Origin of the sequence: Pseudomonas sp. ADAK2 (assembly GCF_012935755.1) — a bacterium.
In the GTDB taxonomy this organism is placed as follows: domain Bacteria; phylum Pseudomonadota; class Gammaproteobacteria; order Pseudomonadales; family Pseudomonadaceae; genus Aquipseudomonas.
The window spans coordinates 739,522-764,143 of the sequence record NZ_CP052862.1 but is presented as its reverse complement, the minus strand read 5'-3'; the positions used below and the strand labels follow the sequence as shown (position 1 = coordinate 764,143).

Below are 24,622 nucleotides of genomic sequence, written 5' to 3'. Positions count from 1 at the left end.
CATCGTGCTTCATCTGAATAAACGAGGCGTTCGACATGACCGACAACACCGCAGTACACATCGTAGAAAGCTTCTGGCGCGAGGTGTGGCAAGCCAAGGACCCGCAAGCCGCCGCGCGCTTCGTTGCCGAAGACTTCGTTATCACGTCCGGTGGCGTGGATATTGTTGGCCGCGAAGCCTTCATTCGCTGGATCGGCGCCTTCCTGTCGACCATCGAAGATTCCGAGTTTGGCGCCATCGAGACATTCCAGAATGCCCAAGGGACCCGCGTCGCTTCCCGCTGGAAGTTGGCCGGGAAAAACCAGGGATTTATCGGCGGCCGCTCCTGCAACAGCCCTTTTGAAATGCTCGGCACCGCCGTCTGGGAAGTGCGTCCGGATGGGCTGCTGGCGCACAACTGGGTCGAGCGTAACGCGCTGGAAGTTCACCGGGACGTGATCGGTCTCGGTTGAGTCGGGCTCAATACCAGCCCCGAAGCAAACACCACTCCCAGAATGACGCCGCTGGCACCGAGCAATTGCCAGACGTTCGGCAACACGCCGAGGATCGAGGACACCAGCATGGTGAACACCGGCGCCAGGTTGAAGAAAATCGAGGTCCGCGCGGCGCCGATGGCATGGATGCCTTTGAACCACAGCAAGTAGGCAATCAACGACCCGAAGACCGCCAGGTAAATGACCGCGCCATGAATCGGCAGTGAAGCGCCACGCATGTCCGCCAGCGGGTCTTCGTAAATGAAACCCAGCACGATCAACCCGATGACCCCGAACAACATGGAATAAGTCGTGGTTTCCAGCGGTGTCGAGTCTTTGACGAAGCGTCGGGTGCCGACCATGTTCGCCGCCCAGGCCATGCTGCCGGCCAGAATCATCGCGTCACCACTGGCCACTTTCAGCCGGAGCAGCACCTGGATATCGCCGCGGGTGATCACCAGCCCTACTCCGAGCAAGCCCAATATCAAGCCAACGGCGCGACCACGATCAATCCGTTCCCCTTCCAGCAACACGGCAAAGATCATGGTCCACAGTGGCGTGGTCGCCAGGATCAGCGCACCGTTGATCGGCGTGGTGGTTTGCAGGCCAAAGAAGGTCGCGAGGCTGAACGCGGTAAACCCAAGCAACCCCAGGCCGATAAAGGCCGGCAGGTTGTGTTTCAGCGTGCCGAAACGCAGCTTTCCGGCCAGACTGAAAATCAGGACCAGCAACACTGTCGAAATGGCAAAGCGCTCAATGGACGCGCTGATCGGTGCCATGCTCTTGATGATGTAGGCGCCCGCATTGAAATTGGTGCCCCAGAAAAACGTGGCACCGACAATTCCGGCATAGGCCAGAGGCGTTGATTTTGACATGGCTGTTTCCTCGCAAATCAAACCTGCCCATCAGGCTTTGGAGGATTCTTGCAGGCTTGCCGATGGGGCAGAATTCCCCATTTATTCACCCTTTATGTGAGAAAACGCCCATGTTCGATTGGGAGGATCTGCGTTACTTCATTGTCTTCGCCCACGAGCAGTCGTTGTCGGGGGCGGCACGCACGCTCAAGGTCGACCATGCCACGGTGGCGCGGCGCATCAGCGCGCTGGAGCGTTCGCTGAACCTGAAGTTGGTGGACCGACGCCCCCGTGCGTACGTCATTACCGAGGACGGGAAACGCATTGCCGAGCTGGGGTGGCGGATGGAAAGCGAGTCGTTCGCGGTCCAGCGTACCGCCCTGGCGGGGCAGGAAAGCTACGTCGGCGAAGTCATGGTCAGTGCCCCACCCGCACTGGCCTGCGCGCTGATAGCGCCGCGAATCAATGCATTGCGCACGCAGTATCCGCAGCTGTCGTTGCAGTTGATTGGCAGCCTGGGCAGCGCTTCGTTGTCCCGACGCGAAGCCGATATCGCCGTGCGCCTGAGCCGCCCCAAGGAACCGGACCTGGTGGCCCGCAAGGTCGCGACGCTGCCGTTTTACCTGTATGGCGCGGCCGGTTATTTAGCCAACACTGCCCCGCAAGACCTGGCCTTCATCGCTTACGACGAAACCATGGAGCAATCCCCACAACAGGCCTGGTTGAAGAAACAGGCGGGTGATCGACCGATCCTGCTGCGCAGCAATGATTTGAACATCCAGGCGACCATTGCTCAGGCGGGTGCTGGTGTCGCCGCATTGCCCTACTTCCTGGGCGAGCGCTACGGCCTGCAAGCGCTGCCATCGGTGGGCGCCGACCTTACGCGGGACGTGTGGCTGCTGGTCCACAACGACATCCGGCACACACCGGCCGTGCAGGCGGTGATGGGGTTCCTGGTGTCGTGCTTTGAACAATAAGCGCCGGGCGGCGCTCAGGTACTCGGCGATTTATGCCACGGATAGCCTTTCGCACTGAGTTCAAAGGCGTAATCGAATAACCGCTTCATATACGCGCCCTCGAATCGGTGATTGCGCGCGTCATCAAAATCGGCGCCGATGTACGCCAGGTTGAAGTCCGCGCCGTCCTGCTGGGCAATCCGGTAGATTCGATCGAGGTCGCTGATGCCCTGGGTCTGGATCAACGTGCTGATGGCTCGGCCGCCAATGCTCAAGGTGCGGCGCTTGGTGCCGGACCACTGCGGTTCCAGTTTGCCGTTGCGAATCACAAAGAAATGCCGCTCCCGGCGCAAGCGCGCGCCAGTCACTTGGTTCAGCGCCATCACCGTGCCCGGCGGGTAAAGGAACACCTGGGTGAGGACGCCGCCGTCCACGTGCATTTCCTGGAACTGTTTGCCGTCAACTTCTACATCGATCATCACCGGTGACACGGCGCCGGGAATACTCATCGACGCCACCATGATGTTGCGAAACAGTTCGAGCGCTCCCGGTGCATCGCTGGACGCAATCGCACCCATGTTCCAGGTGACGGCCCGCCCTGAATCAAGGTCGGTGGTGCCGATCATCAGCAGTCGCCCCTTGGCGTATTGCCCGGCGATGGCTGCCAGCACTTCGGCAGTGACGTACTTGGCAATCAAGCGAGACAGTGGCTTGCTGTCCGCCATACCGTCGCTCGCCAGGCGGGTCAGCATGCTGCGCGGATGGAACACGTCTTTGGGGCCGATGCCCTTGCAGATCCCCAGAATGATCCCGTCATACTCAGGCCCCAGGTAAGCGAACGGGGCGACCAGCGCACCGGCGCTGATGCCGGTGACGACCTTGAACACCGGTCGGGTGCCATGCAGGGACCATCCGGCAATGATGCCTGCCGCGAAAGTGCCGGCGTCGCCGCCCCCCGAAACCGCCAGCATATCGGCCAGCGGCAACATGTCATTCGGCTCCTCGATGCGGCCGAACGCCTCGTACTCTCGATGGTTGGCCTCACTCGCGTCCCGGATAAACGGCGTCAGATCCTGGTCCAGCCAGTAACGCGCATTGGGGATGCCGGGGATGGCCGCTTGTTCCGTCAACGCTTGCGGCACTGCATCACGGCGTTGCAGGCAGCCTTGACGCAACATGTTCAGCGTTGCGGCGCTGGGCCTGGGTAGAAAGGGTTTCAACACGCCTCCTCCGGTCCCTGCCATCGACAGAGAACGTGCTCGACTATTCGGTGAAATGGCCTCGCCCATCATGCGCGCGCCACACAACCATGACTACCGGCTCAATCAGGCGGCGGTCTCCTGAACACCAGCAGTCTTCCGGTGGCGCGCTGCACCACTTTGTCGTGTTGATTGCGAGTCTCCATGAGCATGGTCACCACGCCCCGGTCGGGCTTGGTGGCGGACGGTTCGATGACCTGGACGGTGGTGGTGAGACGCAACAGGTCATCCGGATACGTCGGCGTCGGCCAGCTGAGTTCGATCCCCAGGCCAATGATCCCGTCGGCCAACGGTACGCTGGCCACCAGCAGTTTCATGGTCAGTGCCGCGGTGTTCCAGCCACTGGCCGCCAGACCGCGAAACAAGCTCAGGTCGGCGGCTTCGGGGTCAAGGTGGAAAGGTTGCGGGTCGTATTCTTGCGCAAAAGCCAGCATCGCCCGTCGCTCGACGCGAACGGCGTCGCTTTCGAACACCTGCCCCAAGGTCAAATCATCGAGATAGAGTTTTTCCCAGGCATGGATGGTCATGATTCAACCCTCTTCAGGAGAGTGGCACGTACACCTTCCATGCTAGCCCAAGCCCTGGCAGTCATGCCGGCGGCAGGACACCCGGTCTGTGCCGCAACGGACTCAACGCAACTTCAACGGATCAACCAATTGCGCCGCAATCGCCATCCCCACCAGATCCGGCAAAGTATTGGCCTGCATGCGTTTCATCACCCGCGAGCGATACAGGTCGACGGTTTTGGCGCTGACCCCCAGTTGTTTGGCGATTTCCCGGGTGGTGTAGCCCTGCACCAACGGCAGCAATACATCGCGTTCCCGAGGGGTCAGGGTCAGCATGCGCGCCTGCAATTCTTCGTGGCCCAGATTGCCCGTGCGATTGGCCGCGCAGTTGCTGAGCGCCTGTTGCACGCTGTCGAGCAGCAGCTGTTCGTTGTAGGGTTTTTCGATGAAGTCATGGGCGCCGGCCTTGAAGGCGCGGACCACGATCGGCACGTCGGCGTGGCCGCTGACGAAGATGATCGGCAAGTTCAGTTCGCGTTCGCGCATGGCTTCCTGCACGTTCAAGCCGCCCATGCCCGGCATGCGCACGTCCAGCAACACGCAGGCATTGAGCCGTGCATCGCAGGCCTCCAGAAACTCGACGCCACTGGTGAACGGCAAGGCCTTGAGGCCCACCGATTCCAGCAGCCAAACCGTTGAATCGAGCATGCCTTGATCATCGTCGACCACGTAAACCACGTGTTCCGTCACTGCTGCCATTGCGTCATTCCTGTTGTTGTTTTAGTGGGCCGGCCAGTGGCAAACGGCAGTAAACGAGCAGCCCGACCGGTTGCCGGCGCGCCCGCAATTCGCCGCCAAAGCCTTCGATGATGCTGCGGCTCATGGACAATCCCAGGCCCAGGCCATCCGGCTTGCTGGTGTAGAACGGGGTGAATATTTGCTCCAGTTCCGGCTCACTGACGCCCGGCCCCTGGTCGTGGACGCTGATTTCCACGGAGGTAGCACCACCCTGCCCCGCAGCCATCACGATCAGCGACGGCCGGCCCGGATGTTGCTCGCGGTTGGCATCAATGGCGTTGCGCAACAGGTTGAGCAGCACCTGCTCCAGCAGCACCCGGTCGGCATACACCGGCGGCAGATTATCCGGCAGTCGATCGTCGATTGTCACTTGGCATTGGGTCGCTTCCCAGGCACACAACCGTACCGCTTCACGGGCGACATCCACCATGTTCAGCGCCTGCATGCGCCGCTGGCCCTTGCGCAGGAAACCGCGCAAACGCCGGATGACTTCCGAAGCGTGGGTGGCGTGCAACGTAATGCGTTCCAGGCCCTGGGCCACCCGTTCCGCCGCCTGGGGATTGGTGCCCAGTGCCTGCATATACCGTTGGCTGGCGTTGGCGTAATTGACCACCGCCGCCAATGGCTGGTTGATTTCGTGGGCGATGCCCGAAGCCAATTCCCCCAAGGTCACCAGGCGCGCGGTGTGGGCCAGTTCGTCTTCCAGGCGTCGGCGTTTTTCTTCGCCCTGTACCCGGGCGGTAATGTCCCGGGACACGCACACCACTTCGACCACCGCCCCGGTGTAGGTCTCGCGAATCGCCCGGCAGGCGGTTTCAAACCACAGGTAATGCCCGTCGCGATGGCGGATTCGGTACGCCATGGTGTGATAACCGTTCTGCTCCAGGGCATCGCGCGCGGTTTGCACCAGATTCGCCAGGTCCTGGCCGTGGAACAGGCCCTGGGCCATCTGCCCGCGCAGTTCTTCGGGCCAATAGCCGAGCAAGGTCCAGGACGCTGGCGAGGCATCGAGAAAACGCCCGTCCGGGGTATGCCGGGAAATCAGGTCGGTGGTGTTCTCGATGATCAGCCGGTACAGGCGCCGCGCCGTAGCGGCCTCGCGTTCGGCCAGCACTTGCGCGGTGGCGACGTAGCAACGGCCGAACACGCGGTTGTGCGGCGGATCGGGGATAAAGGTCCAGATCAGGATCTGCGTCTGGAATTCGGCCTCGACCCCTTCGATGGCGCGCTGCTGCGCCAGGCACGCACGCACCAGATCGCGATGATTGTTCGGCAGGAACCCCAGCACGTAGCTGTGCGGATGCTGCGCGAGCAAGGCCAGCAATGCCGCATTCAACTCCAGCGGTTGGCCCTGGCTATCGAGCAGCACGCTTGGCTGAGGGTCATGGCTCAATAAGGGAGAGTCAGGCGTCATCACAGGTCCGCTGCGTGGGGGGAAGCCAAGAATATACCGGCCGTGGAGCAATCGCCGCATTCATTTAGCGCATGAAGAATGGCATATGGTATATATACTATACAACCTAGGTTGTACTTCCATATCTAGGGTTGATTGTTATATAAAGCAGACCGGACATAAAAGTTGACCTCAGCGGCTACGCTGAAAGGTCAGCCATAGAGCTAACAATCAGCCACCGAGTACCCGTCATGTCGATCTTCGAACAAGGGCTTAGCCCTACGGCTGTCAATCACATCGCCTTGTCGCCGCTCAGCTTCCTCGAGCGCACCGCCCACGTTTACCCCGACTACCCCGCCGTCATTCATGGCTCGATCCGCCGCACCTGGGCGCAGACCTACACCCGCTGCCGACGCCTGGCTTCGGCCCTGGCCGGGCGCGGCATTGGTAAGGACGACACCGTCGCGGTCATGTTGCCGAACATCCCCGAGATGCTCGAAGTGCATTTCGGCGTGCCGATGATCGGCGCGGTGCTCAACCCGCTCAACGTGCGCCTGGACGCCGAAGCCATCGCGTTCATGCTGCAACACGGCGAAGCCAAGGTGTTGATCACTGACCGCGAATTCCACAGCGTGATTCACGCGGCCATCGGCATGCTCGACCACCCGCCACTGGTGATCGACGTCAACGACCCGGAATACGGCGAAGGCCAGGCCGTCAGCGACCTGGACTATGAAGCGTTGCTGGCCGAAGGCGATCCGGCGTTCGCCTGGCAATGGCCGGATGACGAGTGGCAAGCCATCTCGCTCAATTACACCTCCGGCACCACCGGCAATCCGAAAGGCGTGGTCTATCACCATCGCGGCGCTTATTTGAATGCCTTGGGCAACCAGATGACCTGGGCCATGGGCAACCACCCGGTGTACCTCTGGACCTTGCCGATGTTCCATTGCAACGGCTGGTGCTACCCGTGGACCATCACCGCACTGGCCGGTGTGCATGTGTTCCTGCGCCGGGTCGACCCACAGAAAATCCTCACGCTGATCCGCGAACACCAGGTCACCCATCTGTGCGGCGCGCCGATCGTGCTCAATGCACTGGTCAACATGCCGGACTCGGCCAAAGCCGCCATCGATCACCCGGTCAACGCCATGGTCGCCGGTGCCGCGCCGCCGGCCAAAGTGATCGGCGCCGTGGAAGCGATGGGCATCAAGGTCACCCACGTTTATGGCCTGACCGAAACCTACGGTCCGGTGACGCTGTGTGCCTGGCATGCCGAGTGGGATGAATTGCCGCTGGATGAACGGGCGCAGATCAAATCCCGTCAGGGCGTGCGCTATCCGACGCTCGAAGGCGTGATGGTCGGCGACTCGACCACCCTGAAGCCGACCCCGCGGGACGGCAAGACCATCGGCGAAGTCTTCATGCGCGGCAACACCGTGATGAAGGGCTACCTGAAAAACCCAACCGCCACCGCCGAAGCCTTTGAGGGCGGCTGGTTCCACACCGGCGACCTGGCGGTGTGTCATCCCGACGGTTATGTCGAGATCAAGGACCGGCTCAAGGACATCATCATTTCCGGCGGCGAGAACATTTCCACCATCGAACTCGAAGGCGTGCTCTACCGCCATCCGGCGGTGATGGAAGCCGCAGTCGTTGCGCGTCCCGATGAGAAGTGGGGCGAAACTCCCTGCGCCTTCATCACCTTGAAGGCTGATCACCAGGACGTGCGCGAGGCGGACATCATCAGTTTCTGCCGCGAACACCTGGCCGGGTTCAAAGTGCCGCGCACGGTGATCTTCACCCTGCTACCGAAGACGTCCACCGGCAAGATCCAGAAGTACGTGCTGCGCGACCGGGCCCAGGCCCTCTAACCCTCACTCACGCTGAACACTTCAAGCGGCAGGTCGCGAACCTGCCGTTCCGGGCTCGTGCGCGCTCAATTCGACGCGCCCTCGCCCTGCCCCTCACACACTGACAACAAAAACAAATGTGGAGCTACCGATGATCGACATCCATTCAACCGACACCCAGCGCTGCGAACGGATTCGCGCGAATCCGAAATTCCTCCAACTGGTCAGCAGCCGTTCGCGCCTGGCCTGGACGTTGAGTGCCACGGTCTTGAGCACTTACTACCTGTTTATGCTGGTGGTGGCGTTTGCCCCGCAATGGCTGCATGCGCCGCTGGGCGAGAACCGGATGTTGACCCTGGGAATGCCGGTAGGCGCGGCGATCATCATTTTTTCCTGGCTGCTGACCGGTTGGTACGTCTACAGCGCCAATACCCGGTTCGATGCGCTGGGTGCGGCGATTCTTGAGGAGAGCAAGTGATGAGCCTGCTCAAAAAGCTGTTCCTTACGGGTGCAGGTTTGCTGTCGTCCTGCGTCGTGCTCGCCGCGCCACTGACCGGAGCCGTCGAAAAACAACCGCTCAACCTGAACGCGATCAGCATGTTTTTTGTGTTCGTGCTCGGCACCTTGTGCATCACCTGGTGGGCCGCGCGGCAAACCAAATCCACGTCGGATTTCTACACCGCTGGCGGCGGCATCACCGGGTTTCAGAATGGTCTGGCGATTGCCGGTGACTACATGTCCGCCGCTACATTGCTGGGGCTGTCGAGCCTGGTGTTCGCCAAGGGCTACGACGGTTTCATTTACACCATCGGCTTCTTCGTCGGCTGGCCGATCATCACGTTCCTGATGGCTGAGCGCTTGCGCAATCTGGGGCGCTACACCTTCGCCGACATCGTGTCCTATCGGCTGGACCAGAACAAAGTGCGGATCTTCGCCGCGTTCGGTTCGCTGACGGTGGTCTGCTGCTACTTGATCGTGCAGATGGTCGGTGCCGGGCAGTTGATCAAGTTGCTGTTCGGCCTTGATTACCCGGTGGCGGTGGTGATCGTCGGTGCGCTGATGCTGGTCTACGTGATCTTCGGCGGCATGATCGCCACTACCTGGGTGCAGATCATCAAGGCTGTGTTGCTGCTCGCCGGTGGTACGACCCTGGCGGTCATGGCCATGTCGCAATTCGGTTTCAGCTACGAAACCCTGGCCGCCAAAGCGGTTGAGGCCCACGCCAGCGGCTGGAACATCATGGGCCCGGGCTCGATGCTTGCCGACCCGATCAACACTGCGTCGATGTCCCTGGGCCTGGTGTTCGGGATTGCCGGTTTGCCGCACATCCTGATGCGTTTCTTCACCGTACCGAACGCCAAGGAAGCGCGTAAATCGGTGTTCTACGCCACCGGGTTTATCGGCTTCTTCTTCCTCGTGGTCTGCACGTTGGGCTTCGCGGCGATGGTGATCATCGGCACCGACCCGCAGTACTACGTCAACGGTGAAGTCGGCGGTGCCTTGATCGGCGGCGGCAACATGGTCGCCATGCACTTGGCCAAAGCCGTAGGCGGCAACCTGTTCTTCGGTTTCCTTGCGGCGGTCGCGTTCGCCACCATCCTGGCGGTGGTCTCCGGGCTGGCCCTGGCCGGTGCCTCGGCGATTTCCCATGACCTGTACGCCACCGTGTTCAAGAAAGGCAAGGCCAGCGAGAAACAGGAAATGCGCGTCACGCGCATGGCCACCGTAGGCCTGGGCATCGTCGCGATTCTGTTGGGCATTCTGTTCGAGAAGATGAACGTCGCGTTCCTGGTCGGCCTGACCTTCGGCATCGCTGCGTCAACCAACTTCCCGGTGCTGATCATGGCCATGTACTGGAAAGGCCTGACCACCAAAGGCGCGATCCTCGGCGGTTTCGCCGGCCTGATCTGCGCGTTGGTGCTGGTGATCCTGTCGCCAGCGGTGTGGGTCACCGTGCTCGGCCATGCCCACGCGATTTTCCCTTACGACCACCCGGCGCTGTTCTCCATGCCGTTGGCGTTCCTGGTGATTGTGGTCGTGTCGAAACTCGACCGCAGCGTGCGGGCCGACAAGGAACGCGACGCCTATGCCGACCAGTTCGTCCGCGCCCAGACCGGCCTCGGTGCCGCCAGCGCGTCCAGTCATTGATTGAAAAAGCACGGCCCGCCGTGGCGGCGCCGTGCCCACTGTCCCAACGAGGTTCACGTTATGCCCGAATTCAACGCTCCCTTGCGCGACATGCGCTTCGTGCTGCATGAAGTATTCGACGCCCCAGCCCTGTGGGCGCGCCTGCCGGCTCTGGCCGACAACGTCGATGCCGATACCGCCGACGCCATTCTTGAGGAAGCGGCCAAGGTCACTTCACACCTGATTGCGCCACTCAACCGCAGCGGCGACGAAGAAGGCGCGCATTGGGTCTATGGCCAGGTCACGACGCCGATCGGTTTCAAACAGGCTTACACCACTTACATTGAAGGCGGCTGGGTCGGGTTGTCCGGCAATGCCGATTTCGGCGGCATGGGCATGCCGAAGATGCTTTCCGTGCAATTCGAAGAAATGCTCTACGGCGCCAATTCAAGCTTTGCGCTGTATTCGGCGTTGAGCTCCGGCGCGTGCCTGGCCATCGATGCCCATGCCAGTGAAGAACTGAAAAATATCTACTTGCCGCCGATGTACGAAGGTCGTTGGGCCGGCTCCATGTGCCTGACCGAAGCCCACGCCGGCACCGACCTGGGGATCATCCGCACCCGCGCCGAACCCCAGGCCGACGGCAGCTTCAGCATCAGCGGCAGCAAGATCTTCATCACTGGTGGCGATCAGGACCTGACCGAAAACATCATCCACCTGGTGCTGGCCAAACTGCCGGACGCACCGGCCGGGCCTAAAGGGATCTCGCTGTTTGTGGTGCCCAAGGTGCTGGTCAATGCCGACGGTTCCCTTGGTCATACCAACGCCGTGAGTTGCGGCTCGATCGAACACAAGATGGGCATCAAGGCGTCCGCCACCTGCGTGATGAACTTCGACGGCGCCAGCGGTTGGCTGGTGGGTGAAGCCAACAAAGGCTTGGCGGCGATGTTCACCATGATGAATTACGAACGCTTGTCCATTGGCATTCAGGGCATCGGTTGCGCAGAAGCGTCCTATCAAAGCGCCGTGAAATATGCGCGCGAACGGGTGCAGAGCCGCTCCCCTACCGGCGCCATGGCACCGAACCAGATCGCCGATCCGATCATCGTCCACCCGGATGTGCGGCGCATGCTGCTGAGCATGAAAGCCATGACCGAAGGCGGCCGGGCGTTTGCCAGTTACGTCGGCCAGCAACTGGATTTGGCCAAGTTCTCCGACGACGCCCGGGAGCGTGACAACGCGCAAACCCTGGTGGCGCTGCTGACGCCGGTGGCCAAGGCGTTTTTCACCGACACCGGCCTGGAAAGCTGTATCCACGGCCAGCAAGTGTTCGGCGGCCATGGCTATATCCGCGAATGGGGTCAGGAGCAACTGGTGCGTGACGTGCGCATCGCGCAGATCTACGAAGGCACCAACGGCATCCAGGCCCTGGACCTGCTCGGGCGCAAAGTGCTGGCCGACAGTGGCGTGGCGCTGCGCCAGTTCACCGGCGAGATCCGCCACTTCGCCCATCAACCGGACGCGCCCTACTCCATCCAACTGTTCGATGCCGTGCTGCGCCTGGAAAACCTCAGCGACTGGCTGCAAGACCAGGCCGCGACCAACCGTAATGAAGTCGGTGCCGCGTCGGTGGAATACCTGCACCTGTTCGGCTACGTCGCCTACGCCTGGCTGTGGGCGCGGATGGCCCAGGTCGCGAAGAAAAAACGCAGTGAAGATCGGGCCTTTTATGGGGCGAAGATCGCCACCGCGGACTTCTATATCGAGCGTTTGCTACCGCGCATCTTGAGCCTGGAGCAATCCATTCGCGCCGGCAGTGGCTCGTTGTACGGCCTGAGCGCCGAACAGTTCTAACGATTGAACCGCACGCGGCGCCCGCCCCGCTCCTCTCTTTGGGCGTTCGCGTTTTTTACTGAACAAGCCCTCGCCCGTCTGGCGAGGGTGTGTGAATCGCTTTTCAAAAAAAAAATAAAAACACAGGGGCTTCACCATGGACCGTCACACCTGCACTCTCGCTACCCGACTGTTACTGGCCGGCGGCGTCATCAGCCTCTCGGCCCCCGCCGCCGCTGACTTTATCAAGGACAGCAAGGCCAGCCTCGAGCTGCGCAATTTCTATTTCAACCGCGACTTTCGCCAGGACAACGCCGCGCAATCCAAGCAAGAGGAATGGGCCCAGGGCTTTCTGCTGCGCTATGAATCCGGCTTCACGGACGGGTTGATTGGTTTTGGTGTGGATGCCATTGGGATGCTCGGGGTCAAACTCGATTCCAGCCCGGATCGCGCCGGTTCCGGTTTGCTGCAACGCCATCGCACCACCAGCAAGGGTGCTCAGGACGAGTACGGCGACTTGGGCGTGACGGCGAAGGTTCGCGCCTCGAAAACGGTGTTGAAACTCGGCACTTTGCTGCCGAAGTTGCCAACGGTGCTGGCTAACGATTCACGGCTGTTGCCGCAGACGTTCGAGGGCGGTCAGCTGACGTCGCTGGAGGTCGAAGGCCTGACCGTGGACGGCGGACGGCTGAAGCAGGTCAACCAGCGCGATTCCTCCGACTACGAAGACATGGGCATCACCAAGACCGGCGCCAAAGGCATCATCACGCCGCACGCCACCAGCGACAGCTTCGACTTCGCCAGCCTCAACTACAAATGGACCGGCAACCTCGCCACCGGCTACAGCTATGGCCATCTCGATAACCTCTACAGCCAGCATATGGTCAATCTGACCTACGTGTTGCCGGTGACGGCGGGCCAGTCGTTCAAGAGCGATTTGCGTTTCGCCCGTTCTACCGACGATGGCGGCAGCAACGTCGATAACAAAGCGTTAGGGGCAATGTTCACCTACAGCCTCGGCGGGCATGCGTTCGGTCTGGGTTATCAGGGCATGAGCGGCGACACCGGGTTTGCCTACATCAATGGCACCGATGCGTTCCTGGTCAACTTTGTGCAGATCGGCGACTTTGCCAGCAAGGACGAAAAGTCCTGGCAGGCGCGCTACGACTACAACTTCGCGGCCATTGGCGTGCCGGGGTTGACCTTCATGACCCGCTACCTGACGGGCGACAATATCGATCTGGGCGGCAATCGCCCGGAGGGGAAGGAATGGGAGCGCGATACCGATATCGGTTATGTCGTGCAGAGTGGCCCGTTGAAGAACGTTGGAGTGAAATGGCGCAATGCGACCGTGCGCTCGACGAATTTTGGCAGTGACCTGGATGAGAATCGGTTGATTGTCAGCTACTCCCTGCCGATCTGGTAAGCCGTAGTGATCGTTCCCACGCTCCGCGTGGGAATGCCGCCTGGGACGCTCCGCGTTCCAAGAGCGGACGCAGAGCGTCCATGGATGCATTCCCACGCGGAGCGTGGGAACGATCACCCTCTCCGCAGCACCGGCGATAGTAGGTTAAGATGCCTGTAAATCAGGCTCGCCGCGAGACGCCCCGCATGACCGATAACAATCGCAACACCCCCCGCCTGATCAAGAAGTACCCCAATCGCCGCCTGTACGACACCCATACCAGCAGCCACTTGACCCTGGCCGACATTCGGCAACTGGTGGTCGATAAGGTCCCGTTCCAGGTGGTCGATGCCAAAAGTGGCGAGGACTTGACCCGCAGTATTCTGCTGCAAGTCATCCTCGAAGCCGAAAGCGGCGGTGAGCCGATCTTCAGCAGCGACATGCTGATGGGCATCATCCAGTTCTACGGCCCGTACCAGGGCGTGCTCGGCAGCTACCTGGATAAAAGCATCCAGACCGTGATCGACATCCAGTCCCAGACCGGCGCCCAGTCGTCCGAGGCCTGGAGCACCTTCATGCATCAGCAGGCGCCGGTGATGCAGGACTTGATGCGTCAATACGTCGATCAATCCAAGGCGCTGTACCTCAACACCCAAAACATGTTCGGCCTGTTCGGCGCCAAGCCGGGCACCGATAACGGGACGAAAAAAAATGGCGATGGGGAATAATCCCATCGCCATCGGTGCTGCTGGCCTGATCTGACTTATTTGTTGCCGTTGGTAGCCTTGGCGCTCGCTTCTGGAGCGGCTTTGCCGGCGGCAGCCGTGGCAGCGTCGAAGCCGCTCTGGGCCACATCAGATGCCTGCTTTACCGCTTTCTGTGCGCTTTCGAACACGGTGCCGGCATTCGCCAGGCCCGACTTGAAGGCCGCGACCACTGGCTCGGAGCCAGCCGGTGCATTCTTGCTGATCGACTCTACGAACTCATTCACCTGCTGGGTGCCCGCCTGGACTTGACCTTCGGTCAGTTTGGCGATGTCCGACTGGGTGCCAACAATCAGCGCCTGGACCTGACGGTTGAATTCAGCCAGGCGTTCGGTTTGCGCGCTCGGTTGGGTGAACGATGCCTGCAAATCGGCGAAACCTTGTGGATCACGCACTGCCAGCAGCTTGCGCACGCCTTCAAAGTGCTCTTCGGTGGAGTCGCGCAGTGCCTTGAACTGCAACTGGCTCAGCTGTTCAACGCTGGCGAAGACTTTACCGCTGATCTGCTGCAACAGGTCGAGGTTGGCTTTCTGAGTGGCTTGCAGTTTTTCCGAGTTGAAAAAAGACATGCTGAAATCTCCTGGTACTGGAAGGCCCATTCAGGCCTGAGGACGCGACAGCGATCGGGGCAGTCGTCGCGTTAGCCTTGATATTGCAGTGCACAAAACCGTTTGGCAACGGATATTTTGTGCGCTGCAAAATAATCGGTACGCCTTAAGTGGTTTTTCCCTATAGACTCGAGAAAATCCGATGATCGGCCTAGCAATCGCTAGTCTGGCTGACGACTCCCCCGCACCGTGTCAGGAGTTCACCATGGGCCAGGAAGAAAATATTGCGCTGCAAGATGAAGGGCTTTCCCCGGCGGCCGGTTTGTTCGAGCACCTGAATCACCTGCAACAGCTCAATACCCGCAACGTGCTCGACGCGGTGCAGCAGCGCCAGGCAAAAACCTTCGCGCCGCTCAGCCAGGGCCAGCTCAAACCACCGACGGCGGCTGACTGGCAGGAATACTTCACCGACCTCAGCCAACGCAGCCTGTTGTTCTGGGACACCTTGCGCCAGCGCGGCGACAACACCCTGGCCCACGAGCGTGCAGGCTTTCCGCTGCTGCTCAAGTTCGAGCATGAAACCCTGGTCAACGGCGCCGACCTGCCGCGCCCGGTCAACTATTCGTTGTTGCGCATCCTCGGCAACCCCGAGCAATCGATCGACAGCCAGCCACCGGTGATCATCATCGACCCGCGCGGCGGCCACGGCTCCGGCATCGGCGGTTTCAAGCAGGATTCGCTGATCGGTGAAAGCCTGCGCGCCGGCCATCCCACCTACTTCATCGCCTTCAGTCACTCGCCGGCTCCCGGGCAAACCCTCGCCGACATTGTCGAGGCCCAGGCGCGATTCATCGAAGCGGTCAGCACCCGGCATCCGGCCAGCGCCAAACCGGTGGTGATCGGCAACTGTCAGGCGGGTTGGGCATTGATGGGTTTGGCTGCCACCCGGCCAGAGCTGCCAGGGTTGATCATCGTCAACGGCGCACCGTTGTCGTACTGGGCCGGGGTCAACGGACGCAATCCGATGCGCTACACCGGCGGCTTGCTCGGTGGTGGCTGGATGGCGCGTTTGGGCAGTGACCTGGGCAACGAACGGTTCGACGGCACCTGGCTGGTGAGCAATTTCGAAAACCTCGACCCGGCGAACACCTATTGGGGCAAGTACTACCACCTGTTCAGTGAAGTCGACACCGAAGCCGCGCGCTTCCTCGACTTCGAGCGCTGGTGGGGCAGCCCGACCCTGCTCAACAGCGAAGAAATCGAGATGATTGTCGACGACCTGTTTATCGGCAATCAGCTGTCCGGCGGCCTTGGGCGCAAGAGCGGCGGGCTCGACCTCAAGCGCATTGAAGTGCCGGTGGTGGTGTTCTGCTCCTATGGCGACAACATCACCTCGCCGCAACAGGCGCTGGACTGGATCGCCGACGTTTATCCCAGTGATCTGGCCCTGCAAAACGCCGGGCGGACCATTGTCTACCTGCGTCACGCCAGCATCGGTCACCTGGGGATTTTCGTCTCGGGTGAGGTGGCCCGACGTGAACACCGAGAGCTGCTGGGTGCAGTCGAGACCATCAACGCCCTGCCCGCCGGGCTTTATGAAATGCTGATCGACGATCTGCCCGACACGCAATACGCCGTGCGTTTCGAACCCCGGCGCATCGCCGACATCCATGGCGAGGTGCCGCCGCCCCGGGATGATGATCGCGAGTTCGCCCTCGTTGAACGCGCCTCGGACGTCAACAACAGCCTGTACGACGCGTTCATTCGGCCGTGGCTACGCCCGTTGATCAACGAACCGACCGCCGAACTGCTGCGCAAGGCGCATCCGTTCCATCAGCAGCAGGTGCTCTGGAGCAGTTTGAACCCGGCGTTATGGTGGTTGGCCGGCAGCGCCGCGCAGGTGCGCCATGAGCGTCGCCCCGCCGCCGCGAGCAATCCGTTGCTGGCCTGGCAGGCGTTGTTCTCCAACCAGGTTCAAGACGCGTTGAACGGCTACCGCGATCTGCGCGATGCCACCCAGGAACTGTGTTTCTACGGTGTCTACGGCGCACTCAACAGCCTCGGTGCCAAGGTGCCGCAGCGCGATCTGCAAGCGCACGCCGAGCACCACGACAAAGTGCTGCTCGAACGCCTGCAAAACGCCCTGCCCCTGGGTGGCCTGATGGAAGCGCTGGTGCGCATCCTGTTCCTGCTGGAACGCGACAGCGACGCGCCGGGCAAGGCCAACGTCGACAAACTGCTCGAGCAATTGCAGCTATTGCTGCAAGACCACAGCGCCGAACCGCTGGACCTGCGTGAGACCCTGCAAACGCAGAAAATGCTGGTGCTGACTCATCCGCAGGAAAGCCTGCAAAGCCTGCCGCTGCTGCTGACTGAAACGGAGGAGCGCCAGCAGGTGTTGGCGGCTGTGGCCAATCTATTGCCGGAATTGTTGAACGAGAATGCCGCCGGGCACGGGTTCTGGTGCGAGTTGCACACCTTGCTTGAAGTGCCGCTACCGGGTTTTGACCTGACTCAACCGCCCAGCGAAGCTGATGCAGTTCTTGAACAACCCGCGCCTGTCGCCAAGGTTGAAGTCCCGACGCCACAAACCACCAAACCCCGCAAAACCTCGAAGAAACCACCCAAGAAATAAAACCGGACCGCATCGGCCAGATCAGGCCGATGCGGCTTTCGCGACTTCGAATGATTCATCCGCCCGATACTGCCCCGGCGTCATCCCGAACCACCGGCTGCACGCCTTGTTAAAACTGCTGTGGTCATGAAAACCAAGGAGATACGCCACATGCTTCATGTTGAAATGAGAATGGCGCAGGTAGTGGTCAGCCAATTGCCGGCGCACGGCATTCTGCACATCCTTGAATTGCGTCCCTTCCTTTTCCAGCGAGCGCTGCAGCGTACGTTTGCTGATGTTCAGCGCCGCAGCAATCGATTCCATGTCGTATTGCCCCTGGCCCTGACTCAGCCGCTCGCTGATCAGCGCGCGAATCCTGCTGACAATCGAGAAGCCAAACAGCAAGTCCAGTTGCGCTTCGGCAAAACTGTCGTGCAGCACCGCCAGCGCTTCATTGGCCATGCTCAATGGGCGCAGCACTTCCTGGCCGTCGAACAGAATGCTGTCGTAGGGCGCATCGAACTCCAGGTTGCAGCCAAACAAGCGCCGATGTTCCGAGGTGTCAGCAGGTTCCGGATAGCTGAACTGCACCTGCAACGGTTGCGGCGAGTTGCCGCCCGCCAGCCATCGGCAAAACCCCATCAGCGACGCCAGCGCGGCGTCGACGTATTGCCGGGGTTTGACCGAGCCGGCCTGCTGATGATCCAGCGCGACCAATCGGTAGTTCTGCTGCTCGGCGGTGAAGAACAGGCTGAAACCGGTGCCGATCAACGGGCTGAAACGCACCAGCCGTTCTATCGCCCGTTTCAGGTTCAGGCTGGACATCATGGTGTAGCCGACAATCTGGAAGCTGCCGGGATGAAAGTTGCCATAGGCTTTCAGGCCGATGTCCGGGTCGGCGCTGGCTTGTGCGGCCAGGGCCCACAGTCGATAGATCGCCCGGCGCTCGCAAAAGGCGCCCGGCAGTTTCGCCAGATGGACGTCCAGTCCAGCCTCCCGACACAGACTGGCAACATCCAGCCCTTGAGCCGAGAGCGTATTCACCAGCACGCTGGCATAGCCTGAACTCATTCTGTACATGGCGTCCTCAATGACCTGTGGTGCCGAACATCCTGTTCGGGCCATACGGATCTGCGTTGAATCAAAGAATAACGGGCCGCTCAGTGTCGAGTGTTGATTCCAGTATAGGTACTCCTCGCTTTTAGCCATGTCTGTCACCGATGGACACCACACAGTCACCTCACAACACTTCCCGCAACCCCCGCCCATACCGAACAATCCTTGCATCTTGCAGCGCAAAATAAAAAAGGGAAGAAGTCTATGAAGTCGCTTGGTCGTATTGCATTGGTAACCGGCGGTATGGGTGGGATTGGTACGGCGATCAGCCAGCGTCTTTCCAAGGAAGGTTTCAAGGTTGTAGTGGGTTGCAGCGCCAACTCCAGCCGCAAGGAAGAATGGGCCGCCACCCAGTCGGCCGCTGGGTTCGAGTTCGATTTTGTTTACGGGGACATCACCGATTGGGAATCGACCCGCGCCGCCTTTGAGTGGGTCAAGGAGACCTACGGACCGGTGGATGTGCTGGTCAACAACGCCGGCATCACCCGGGATGCTTCGTTCCGCAAACTCACCCCCGAAGACTGGAACGCGGTCATCGGCACCAACCTCAGCGGCATGTTCAACACCACCAAACAGGTGATTGAAGGCATGTTGGCCAAAGGCTGGGGCCGGATCATCAATATTTCCTCGATCAACGGTCAGCGCGGCCAGTTCGGCCAGACCAACTACAGCGCGGCCAAGGCCGGCATCCACGGCTTCACCATGGCCCTGGCGCGGGAAGTCTCGGGCAAGGGCGTGACCGTCAACACCGTGTCGCCGGGCTACATCCAGACCAGCATGACTGCGGCCATTCGCCCGGACATCCTCGACGGCATGATCGCCGCCACACCGGTCGGTCGCCTCGGCCAACCGGAAGAAATCGCCTCCATCGTCGCCTGGCTGGCGTCCGATGAGTCGGCCTACAGCACCGGTGCCGACTTCTCGGTCAACGGCGGCATGAACATGCAGTAACCCGCGCAGGGCAAGGAGGCCCTGCTGCCGTTCGACATATTCTTAATGAGGTCACGCATGAACGAAGTCGTAATCGTTGCCGCTACTCGTACCGCCATTGGCAGCTTCCAGGGTGCCTTGTCCGCGATTCCGGCCACCGAACTGGGCGCGGCGCTGATTCGCCGCTTGCTGGAACAGACCGGTATCAACGGCGAACAGATCGATGAAGTGATCCTCGGCCAGGTGCTCAGCGCCGGTGCCGGGCAAAACCCGGCACGCCAGACCGCCATCAAGGCCGGCCTGCCCTTCACCACCCCTGCCATGACCCTGAACAAGGTCTGTGGCTCCGGGCTCAAGGCGGTGCAACTGGCCATTCAAGCCATCCGCTGTGGCGACGCCGAACTGGTGATTGCCGGCGGCCAGGAAAACATGAGTCTGGCGCCTTACGTCCTGCCCAAGGCCCGCACCGGTTTGCGCCTGGGTCATGCGCAACTGCAAGACAGCGTGATTCAGGACGGTTTGTGGGATGCCTTCAACGATTACCACATGGGCATCACCGCGGAGAATCTGGCCGAGAAGTACAGCATCACCCGTGAGCAACAGGACACTTTCGCCGCCGCCTCGCAGCAAAAAGCCGCGGCCGCCATCGAAGCCGGTTACTTCAAGCGTGAAATCACCCCGATCCTGATTCCCCAGCGCAAGGGTGAACCGCTGGCCTTCGACACCGATGAACAGCCACGCGCGGACAGCACCCTCCAATCCTTGGGCAAGCTGAAGCCGGCGTTCCAGAAAGACGGCAGCGTGACCGCGGGTAATTCTTCGACCCTCAACGATTGCGCCGCCGTGCTGATACTGGCCAGCGCCGCCAAGGCCCAGGCCCTCGGGTTGCCGGTACTGGCGCGGATCAAGGCGTACGCCAGCGCCGGTGTCGACCCGTCGATCATGGGCATCGGCCCGGTGCCGGCCACTCGCCTGGCGCTGGAAAAGGCTGGCTGGAATCTCACCGACCTGGACCTGATCGAGGCGAATGAAGCCTTCGCCGCGCAGTCCCTGGCGGTCGGCAAGGAACTGGGCTGGGACACCAGCAAAGTCAACGTCAACGGCGGTGCGATTGCCCTCGGTCATCCGATCGGCGCCTCGGGTGCGCGGATTCTGGTGTCGCTGTTGTTCGAATTAATTCGTCGCGATGGCCACAAAGGCCTCGCCACGTTGTGCATCGGCGGCGGGCAAGGCGTCAGCCTGGTCATCGAGCGCTAGTCACACTGAACTGCTTGCCTTAGCTACTGACGCGGCACCGTACGCGGTGTCGCGCTTTTTTCTGCCCGGTTGACCTTTGTGGGCAAGGAGTTCCATGGATAACAACGCACACACCTTCAACACTTACTGGTCTGGCCAGGTTCCGTTCATTGCTTCATTTGCAGTGCAACAATTACGCCTGTGGGTCAGCACCAATCCGTGGTTTACAGGGCAAGAATATAACGAATGGTTCGACCTGCCCCGGGGCACCCTCGACAGTTTGCAGTCCGACTACCAACTGCAATGGGGCGATCTCGGCCAGCGCCTGATGACCGGCCAGCCGTTCACCTTCGACGATCGACGCTTCGCCAGCGGCGCCTGGAGCCAGCCGCTGTTTGGTTCCCTCGCTGCGTTTTACCTGCTCAACGCCGGATTCCTGCTGAAGCTGCTGGACAAACTGCCGATCAAGGACAAGAAACCACGCCAGCGCCTGCTGTACCTGGTGGAACAAGCCATCGCCGCCGGCGCGCCGAGCAATTTCCTGGCGAGTAATCCGGATGCCCTGCAACGGGTGATCGATACCCAGGGCGCCAGCCTGCTCACGGGGTTGCTGCACCTGGCCAGCGACCTGCAAGAAGGCAAGATGCGCCAGTGCGACAGCAATGCGTTCAAGGTCGGCGTGGACCTGGCGACCACACCCGGAGAAGTGGTGTTCGAGAACGAACTGTTCCAGTTGATCCAGTACTACCCGCAGACCGAAACCCAGTACCGTCGCCCGGTATTCGTGGTGCCGCCGTCGATCAACAAGTACTACATCCTCGATTTGCGCCCCGACAACTCGATGATCCGCCACCTGCTGCAACAAGGGCATCCGGTGTTTCTGATGTCCTGGCGCAACTTCGACCAGGCACATGCCAACACCACCTGGGATGACCTGATCGAAACCGGCATTATCAAAGGCCTGCAAGTGACCCGTGAGATCAGCGGCGAGCAACGGCCCAATTGCGTCGGTTTCTGCATCGGCGGCACGTTGTTGAGCAGCGCACTGGCGGTACTGGCCGCGCGCGGCGACAAAGACATCGCCAGCGTCAGCCTGTTGACCACCTTCCTCGATTACCTCGACACCGGCCCCATCGACATTTTTGTCGACGAACAACTGGTGGCCTACCGCGAGCGCACCATCGGCGGCCTGGACGGCCCCATCGGCCTGTTCAAAGGCGAGGACATGGGCAACACCTTCTCGCTGCTGCGGCCCAATGACTTGTGGTGGAACTACAACGTCGACAAATACCTCAAGGGCCAAAAGCCGATAGCCCTCGACCTGCTGTTCTGGAACAACGACAGCACCAACCTGCCTGGCCCGATGTATTGCTGGTATTTGCGTCACACCTACCTGCAAAACGACCTGAAATCCGGTGAGCTGGATTGCTGCGGGGTCAAGCTGGATCTGCGGGCCATCGAGGCCCCGGCGTACATCCTCGCCACCCATGACGACCACATCGTGCCGTGGCGCAGCGCCTACGCCAGCACCGAATTGCTCGGCGGGGACAAGCGCTTTGTGCTTGGCGCGTCCGGGCATATCGCCGGGGTGATCAACCCGCCGGCCAATCAGAAACGTCATTACTGGACCAACAACCGCGTCAGCGAAAACCCGGACACCTGGTTCTCGGAAGCCGAACAGCATCCGGGCAGTTGGTGGAACGACTGGTTTGTCTGGCTGGCCGAGCATGCCGGGGAGCGTCAGCCTTCGGCGCTGCACGCCGGGAATACCGAGTACCCGGCGATCGAGTCGGCACCGGGGCGGTACGTGAAGCAATGAGCCAAAGCCCTGCGCGATGAATCAACATCGCGCGGGGCTGACAACAACGCCAAACACAGCACATCGACTCAATATCCCCGCTTGAAACTGCGCCACCATCACAGCCCCTGCCCGCGGGTCTTGCGCAGGCGCTGTCCGGTGGTGATTGATCCATGAAGCTTTCCTCGCACTCCCTTTGGTTATTGATATCAGTTGCCGGCACCGCCCTGGCGGACGAATCGGCGCCCGCAGCCCAGGGTTTTCTCGACGGCGCAACGCTGGGTGTGCTGAGTCGCAACTTTTACCTCAACAGCGATTACCGCACGCCCTCGCCCTCAGGCAAAAGCTACAAAGCCGAATGGGCTCAAGGGTTTATCAGCTCTTTTGAATCCGGTTTCACCGAAGGCACGCTTGGCTTTGGCCTCGATGCTCATGCCTTTCTCGGGCTCAAGCTCGATGGCGGCAAAGGGCATTCCGGCACCGGGTTGCTGCCGGTCGATGATGACGGCCGTAGCGAAAGCAACTACTCCAGTGGCGGCGGCGCGCTCAAGTTCAAGGCCTCCCGCACCACCCTGGCCTTCGGTGAAATGACCGTGGAAACGCCAGTGTTCGATACTTCGGACAAACGCCTGCAACCGGAGTACGCCACGGGTTTTCTGTTAAACAGCAAGGAAATCGACGGCATGAACCTGGTGGCCGGACACTTCACCGCGTTCAAGAACCAGGACAGCTCTTCGAGCAAGGGCGACTTTTACGGTTACGGCGCCAACACCGAGGCTGGCGGAATGTCCTTTCTCGGTGCCGATCTGTTCACCAACAGCCCGGTGGGCGGCGCGTTGTATGCCTCGCAGCTGAGCGACACCTGGCACCAGTACTACGGCAATCTGCACTTCAAGCAATCGGATGTGTTCCTCGACGCCAATCTGTACCACACGCAGGACACCGGCCGGGCGTTGGCGGGCGCCATCGATAACACCGCCTATAGCCTGTCGGGCAAATACAGCCGCGGCGCCCATGGCTTCACCCTCGCCTATCAGCAAATCAACGGCGATACCCCGTTCGATTTCGTCGGTGGCGACTCCATCTACCTGGCCAACTCCATCAAATACGCCGACTTCAACGGCGCCCATGAACGTTCCTGGCAGGCTCGCTATGACCTTGATCTGGGGGCATTCGGCATTCCGGGGCTGAACTTCATGACCCGCTACGTGAGGGGCAGCAACATCGACGGCAGCCATGCGCCCAAGGGCGGTGCTTACAACCCGTTCGACGAAGCGAGCGGCGAGTACGTGCCGCAACAAGGGGATGGCGGACGGCATTGGGAGCGTGACATCGATTTGCGCTACGTCGTGCAATCCGGTTCGGCCAAGGGCTTGTCGCTGCAGTTGTCCCATGTCTCGCACCGGGGCAACACCGCCCAGGCGGGCGATGACATTGACCGGGTGTATGTCGTGGTCCAGTACCCGTTGGCCTTCGGCCACCTTTAACCCATTGACGGCCCGTAGCAGCGGTCGAGCCCCGCGAGGCCGCGTTCGGCGGCGCAGCCGTCGTAAAACCAGACGACGCGGTGTGTCAGTTAGACCGTGCGCACAGGGATTGCGACGGCTTCGCCGCCGAACGCAGCCTCGCAGGCTCGGCAGCTGCTACAAGCGGTTGCGGTGAATGGCCCAGTCATAATGAAAAAAAACACTCATGCTGAGCATAAGTGATGCCCCCCGTAGCAGCGGTCGAGCCCCGCGAGGCCGCGTTCGGCGGCGCAGCCGTCGTAAAACCAGACGACGCGGTGTGTCAGGTGGACCGTGCGCACAGGGTTTGCGACGGCTTCGCCGCCGAACGCAGCCTCGCAGGCTCGGCAGCTGCTACAAGCGTTGCGGTGAATGGCCCAGTCATAAAGCAAAAAAGCCCACTCATGCTGAGCATAAGTGATGCCCCCCGTAGCAGCGGTCGAGCCCCGCGAGGCCGCGTTCGGCGGCGAAGCCGTCGTAAAACCAAACGACGCGGTGTGTCAGTTAGACCGTGTGCACAGGGATTGCGACGGCTTCGCCGCCGAACGCAGCCTCGCAGGCTCGGCAGCTGCTACAAGCGTTGCGGTGAATGGCCCAGTCATAAAGCAAAAAAGCCCACTCATGCTGAGCATGAGTGGGCTTCTTTGTCGTCGC

General features: G+C 61.0%; 20 protein-coding genes. 13 read left to right on the top strand and 7 right to left on the bottom strand.

The genetic code is table 11. The annotated features are described in order from the left end of the window. Nucleotides 1-35 precede the first annotated feature (35 nt). Nucleotides 36-452, top strand: a complete 417-nt coding sequence (locus tag HKK52_RS03460) for an ester cyclase (protein WP_169369492.1) — start codon at nucleotides 36-38, stop codon at nucleotides 450-452. Here the strand turns inward: HKK52_RS03460 and HKK52_RS03455 are convergent. After that, a complete protein-coding gene (locus tag HKK52_RS03455; protein ID WP_169369490.1) occupies nucleotides 425-1,348 on the bottom strand; it encodes a DMT family transporter in 924 nt (307 codons plus the stop codon). The genes HKK52_RS03460 and HKK52_RS03455 overlap by 28 nt on opposite strands. A 110-nt stretch (nucleotides 1,349-1,458) precedes the next feature. Between HKK52_RS03455 and HKK52_RS03450 the strand changes: the two genes are divergently transcribed. Next, entirely contained in the window at nucleotides 1,459-2,304 is an 846-nt protein-coding gene (locus HKK52_RS03450) for a LysR family transcriptional regulator (protein WP_169369488.1), read from the top strand. A 14-nt stretch (nucleotides 2,305-2,318) separates the two neighbouring features. On the opposite strand, the gene HKK52_RS03445 is transcribed toward HKK52_RS03450, so the two are convergent. From HKK52_RS03445 to HKK52_RS03430, 4 genes are all read right to left on the bottom strand, one after another. Further along, entirely contained in the window at nucleotides 2,319-3,503 is a 1,185-nt protein-coding gene (locus tag HKK52_RS03445; RefSeq protein ID WP_237150671.1) for a patatin-like phospholipase family protein, read from the bottom strand. Nucleotides 3,504-3,604: 101 nt separating this feature from the next. Beyond that, on the bottom strand, nucleotides 3,605-4,069 hold the full coding sequence (locus tag HKK52_RS03440) for a MaoC family dehydratase (RefSeq protein WP_169369486.1): 465 nt from the start codon (nucleotides 4,067-4,069) through the stop codon (nucleotides 3,605-3,607). Between the two features lie 102 nt (nucleotides 4,070-4,171). Continuing rightward, a complete protein-coding gene (locus HKK52_RS03435) occupies nucleotides 4,172-4,807 on the bottom strand; it encodes a response regulator transcription factor (RefSeq protein ID WP_169369484.1) in 636 nt (211 codons plus the stop codon). A 4-nt stretch (nucleotides 4,808-4,811) separates the two neighbouring features. After that, entirely contained in the window at nucleotides 4,812-6,260 is a 1,449-nt protein-coding gene (locus tag HKK52_RS03430; protein WP_169369482.1) for a sensor histidine kinase, read from the bottom strand. 230 nt (nucleotides 6,261-6,490) lie between these two features. On the opposite strand from HKK52_RS03430, the gene HKK52_RS03425 reads away from it, so the two are divergent. The 6 genes from HKK52_RS03425 (at nucleotide 6,491) to phaR (ending at nucleotide 14,185) form a co-directional block, all read left to right on the top strand. Continuing rightward, nucleotides 6,491-8,113 (top strand): acyl-CoA synthetase, encoded by a 1,623-nt coding sequence (locus tag HKK52_RS03425; RefSeq protein WP_169369480.1) that lies wholly within the window; start codon nucleotides 6,491-6,493, stop codon nucleotides 8,111-8,113. Nucleotides 8,114-8,243: 130 nt separating this feature from the next. Beyond that, nucleotides 8,244-8,570 (top strand): DUF485 domain-containing protein, encoded by a 327-nt coding sequence (locus HKK52_RS03420; protein WP_169369478.1) that lies wholly within the window; start codon nucleotides 8,244-8,246, stop codon nucleotides 8,568-8,570. Beyond that, nucleotides 8,570-10,240: a cation acetate symporter gene (locus HKK52_RS03415; protein WP_169369476.1), complete on the top strand. Its 1,671-nt coding sequence runs from the start codon at nucleotides 8,570-8,572 to the stop codon at nucleotides 10,238-10,240. Before HKK52_RS03420 ends, HKK52_RS03415 begins: the two co-directional genes overlap by 1 nt. A 60-nt stretch (nucleotides 10,241-10,300) precedes the next feature. After that, a complete protein-coding gene (locus tag HKK52_RS03410) occupies nucleotides 10,301-12,073 on the top strand; it encodes an acyl-CoA dehydrogenase C-terminal domain-containing protein (RefSeq protein WP_169369474.1) in 1,773 nt (590 codons plus the stop codon). 136 nt (nucleotides 12,074-12,209) lie between these two features. Continuing rightward, nucleotides 12,210-13,478, top strand: a complete 1,269-nt coding sequence (locus HKK52_RS03405) for an OprD family porin (protein ID WP_169369472.1) — start codon at nucleotides 12,210-12,212, stop codon at nucleotides 13,476-13,478. A gap of 185 nt (nucleotides 13,479-13,663) precedes the next feature. Beyond that, the gene (gene phaR, locus HKK52_RS03400) at nucleotides 13,664-14,185 is read left to right on the top strand and encodes a polyhydroxyalkanoate synthesis repressor PhaR (RefSeq protein WP_169369470.1); all 522 of its coding nucleotides are present in this window, start codon (nucleotides 13,664-13,666) and stop codon (nucleotides 14,183-14,185) included. Nucleotides 14,186-14,220: 35 nt separating this feature from the next. On the opposite strand, the gene phaP is transcribed toward phaR, so the two are convergent. Further along, entirely contained in the window at nucleotides 14,221-14,790 is a 570-nt protein-coding gene (phaP, locus tag HKK52_RS03395) for a TIGR01841 family phasin (protein WP_169369468.1), read from the bottom strand. Between the two features lie 244 nt (nucleotides 14,791-15,034). Between phaP and HKK52_RS03390 the strand changes: the two genes are divergently transcribed. Next, nucleotides 15,035-17,404 (top strand): DUF3141 domain-containing protein, encoded by a 2,370-nt coding sequence (locus HKK52_RS03390; protein ID WP_169369466.1) that lies wholly within the window; start codon nucleotides 15,035-15,037, stop codon nucleotides 17,402-17,404. A gap of 21 nt (nucleotides 17,405-17,425) precedes the next feature. On the opposite strand, the gene HKK52_RS03385 is transcribed toward HKK52_RS03390, so the two are convergent. Then, nucleotides 17,426-18,463 (bottom strand): AraC family transcriptional regulator, encoded by a 1,038-nt coding sequence (locus tag HKK52_RS03385; protein ID WP_169369464.1) that lies wholly within the window; start codon nucleotides 18,461-18,463, stop codon nucleotides 17,426-17,428. Between the two features lie 240 nt (nucleotides 18,464-18,703). Between HKK52_RS03385 and phbB the strand changes: the two genes are divergently transcribed. The 4 genes from phbB (at nucleotide 18,704) to HKK52_RS03365 (ending at nucleotide 23,950) form a co-directional block, all read left to right on the top strand. After that, the gene (gene phbB / locus HKK52_RS03380; protein WP_169369462.1) at nucleotides 18,704-19,450 is read left to right on the top strand and encodes an acetoacetyl-CoA reductase; all 747 of its coding nucleotides are present in this window, start codon (nucleotides 18,704-18,706) and stop codon (nucleotides 19,448-19,450) included. 57 nt (nucleotides 19,451-19,507) lie between these two features. Then, nucleotides 19,508-20,686: an acetyl-CoA C-acetyltransferase gene (locus HKK52_RS03375; protein WP_169369460.1), complete on the top strand. Its 1,179-nt coding sequence runs from the start codon at nucleotides 19,508-19,510 to the stop codon at nucleotides 20,684-20,686. 94 nt (nucleotides 20,687-20,780) lie between these two features. Then, on the top strand, nucleotides 20,781-22,484 hold the full coding sequence (gene phaC, locus HKK52_RS03370) for a class I poly(R)-hydroxyalkanoic acid synthase (RefSeq protein WP_169369458.1): 1,704 nt from the start codon (nucleotides 20,781-20,783) through the stop codon (nucleotides 22,482-22,484). A 152-nt stretch (nucleotides 22,485-22,636) separates the two neighbouring features. Further along, the gene (locus HKK52_RS03365; protein WP_169369456.1) at nucleotides 22,637-23,950 is read left to right on the top strand and encodes an OprD family porin; all 1,314 of its coding nucleotides are present in this window, start codon (nucleotides 22,637-22,639) and stop codon (nucleotides 23,948-23,950) included. Nucleotides 23,951-24,622 lie beyond the last annotated feature (672 nt).

What these genes read in the sequence shown, in the direction of transcription:
- phaC (WP_169369458.1), top strand. Translation starts at nt 20,781, where the DNA reads ATGGATAACAACGCACACACCTTCAACACTTACTGGTCTGGCCAGGTT.
- HKK52_RS03410 (WP_169369474.1), top strand. Translation starts at nt 10,301, where the DNA reads ATGCCCGAATTCAACGCTCCCTTGCGCGACATGCGCTTCGTGCTGCAT.
- HKK52_RS03405 (WP_169369472.1), top strand. Translation starts at nt 12,210, where the DNA reads ATGGACCGTCACACCTGCACTCTCGCTACCCGACTGTTACTGGCCGGC.
- phaP (WP_169369468.1), bottom strand. Translation starts at nt 14,790, where the DNA reads ATGTCTTTTTTCAACTCGGAAAAACTGCAAGCCACTCAGAAAGCCAAC.
- HKK52_RS03440 (WP_169369486.1), bottom strand. Translation starts at nt 4,069, where the DNA reads ATGACCATCCATGCCTGGGAAAAACTCTATCTCGATGATTTGACCTTG.
- phbB (WP_169369462.1), top strand. Translation starts at nt 18,704, where the DNA reads ATGAAGTCGCTTGGTCGTATTGCATTGGTAACCGGCGGTATGGGTGGG.
- HKK52_RS03415 (WP_169369476.1), top strand. Translation starts at nt 8,570, where the DNA reads ATGAGCCTGCTCAAAAAGCTGTTCCTTACGGGTGCAGGTTTGCTGTCG.
- HKK52_RS03425 (WP_169369480.1), top strand. Translation starts at nt 6,491, where the DNA reads ATGTCGATCTTCGAACAAGGGCTTAGCCCTACGGCTGTCAATCACATC.
- HKK52_RS03435 (WP_169369484.1), bottom strand. Translation starts at nt 4,807, where the DNA reads ATGGCAGCAGTGACGGAACACGTGGTTTACGTGGTCGACGATGATCAA.
- HKK52_RS03375 (WP_169369460.1), top strand. Translation starts at nt 19,508, where the DNA reads ATGAACGAAGTCGTAATCGTTGCCGCTACTCGTACCGCCATTGGCAGC.
- HKK52_RS03420 (WP_169369478.1), top strand. Translation starts at nt 8,244, where the DNA reads ATGATCGACATCCATTCAACCGACACCCAGCGCTGCGAACGGATTCGC.
- HKK52_RS03450 (WP_169369488.1), top strand. Translation starts at nt 1,459, where the DNA reads ATGTTCGATTGGGAGGATCTGCGTTACTTCATTGTCTTCGCCCACGAG.
- HKK52_RS03365 (WP_169369456.1), top strand. Translation starts at nt 22,637, where the DNA reads ATGAAGCTTTCCTCGCACTCCCTTTGGTTATTGATATCAGTTGCCGGC.
- HKK52_RS03430 (WP_169369482.1), bottom strand. Translation starts at nt 6,260, where the DNA reads ATGACGCCTGACTCTCCCTTATTGAGCCATGACCCTCAGCCAAGCGTG.
- HKK52_RS03385 (WP_169369464.1), bottom strand. Translation starts at nt 18,463, where the DNA reads ATGTACAGAATGAGTTCAGGCTATGCCAGCGTGCTGGTGAATACGCTC.
- HKK52_RS03460 (WP_169369492.1), top strand. Translation starts at nt 36, where the DNA reads ATGACCGACAACACCGCAGTACACATCGTAGAAAGCTTCTGGCGCGAG.
- phaR (WP_169369470.1), top strand. Translation starts at nt 13,664, where the DNA reads ATGACCGATAACAATCGCAACACCCCCCGCCTGATCAAGAAGTACCCC.
- HKK52_RS03455 (WP_169369490.1), bottom strand. Translation starts at nt 1,348, where the DNA reads ATGTCAAAATCAACGCCTCTGGCCTATGCCGGAATTGTCGGTGCCACG.
- HKK52_RS03390 (WP_169369466.1), top strand. Translation starts at nt 15,035, where the DNA reads ATGGGCCAGGAAGAAAATATTGCGCTGCAAGATGAAGGGCTTTCCCCG.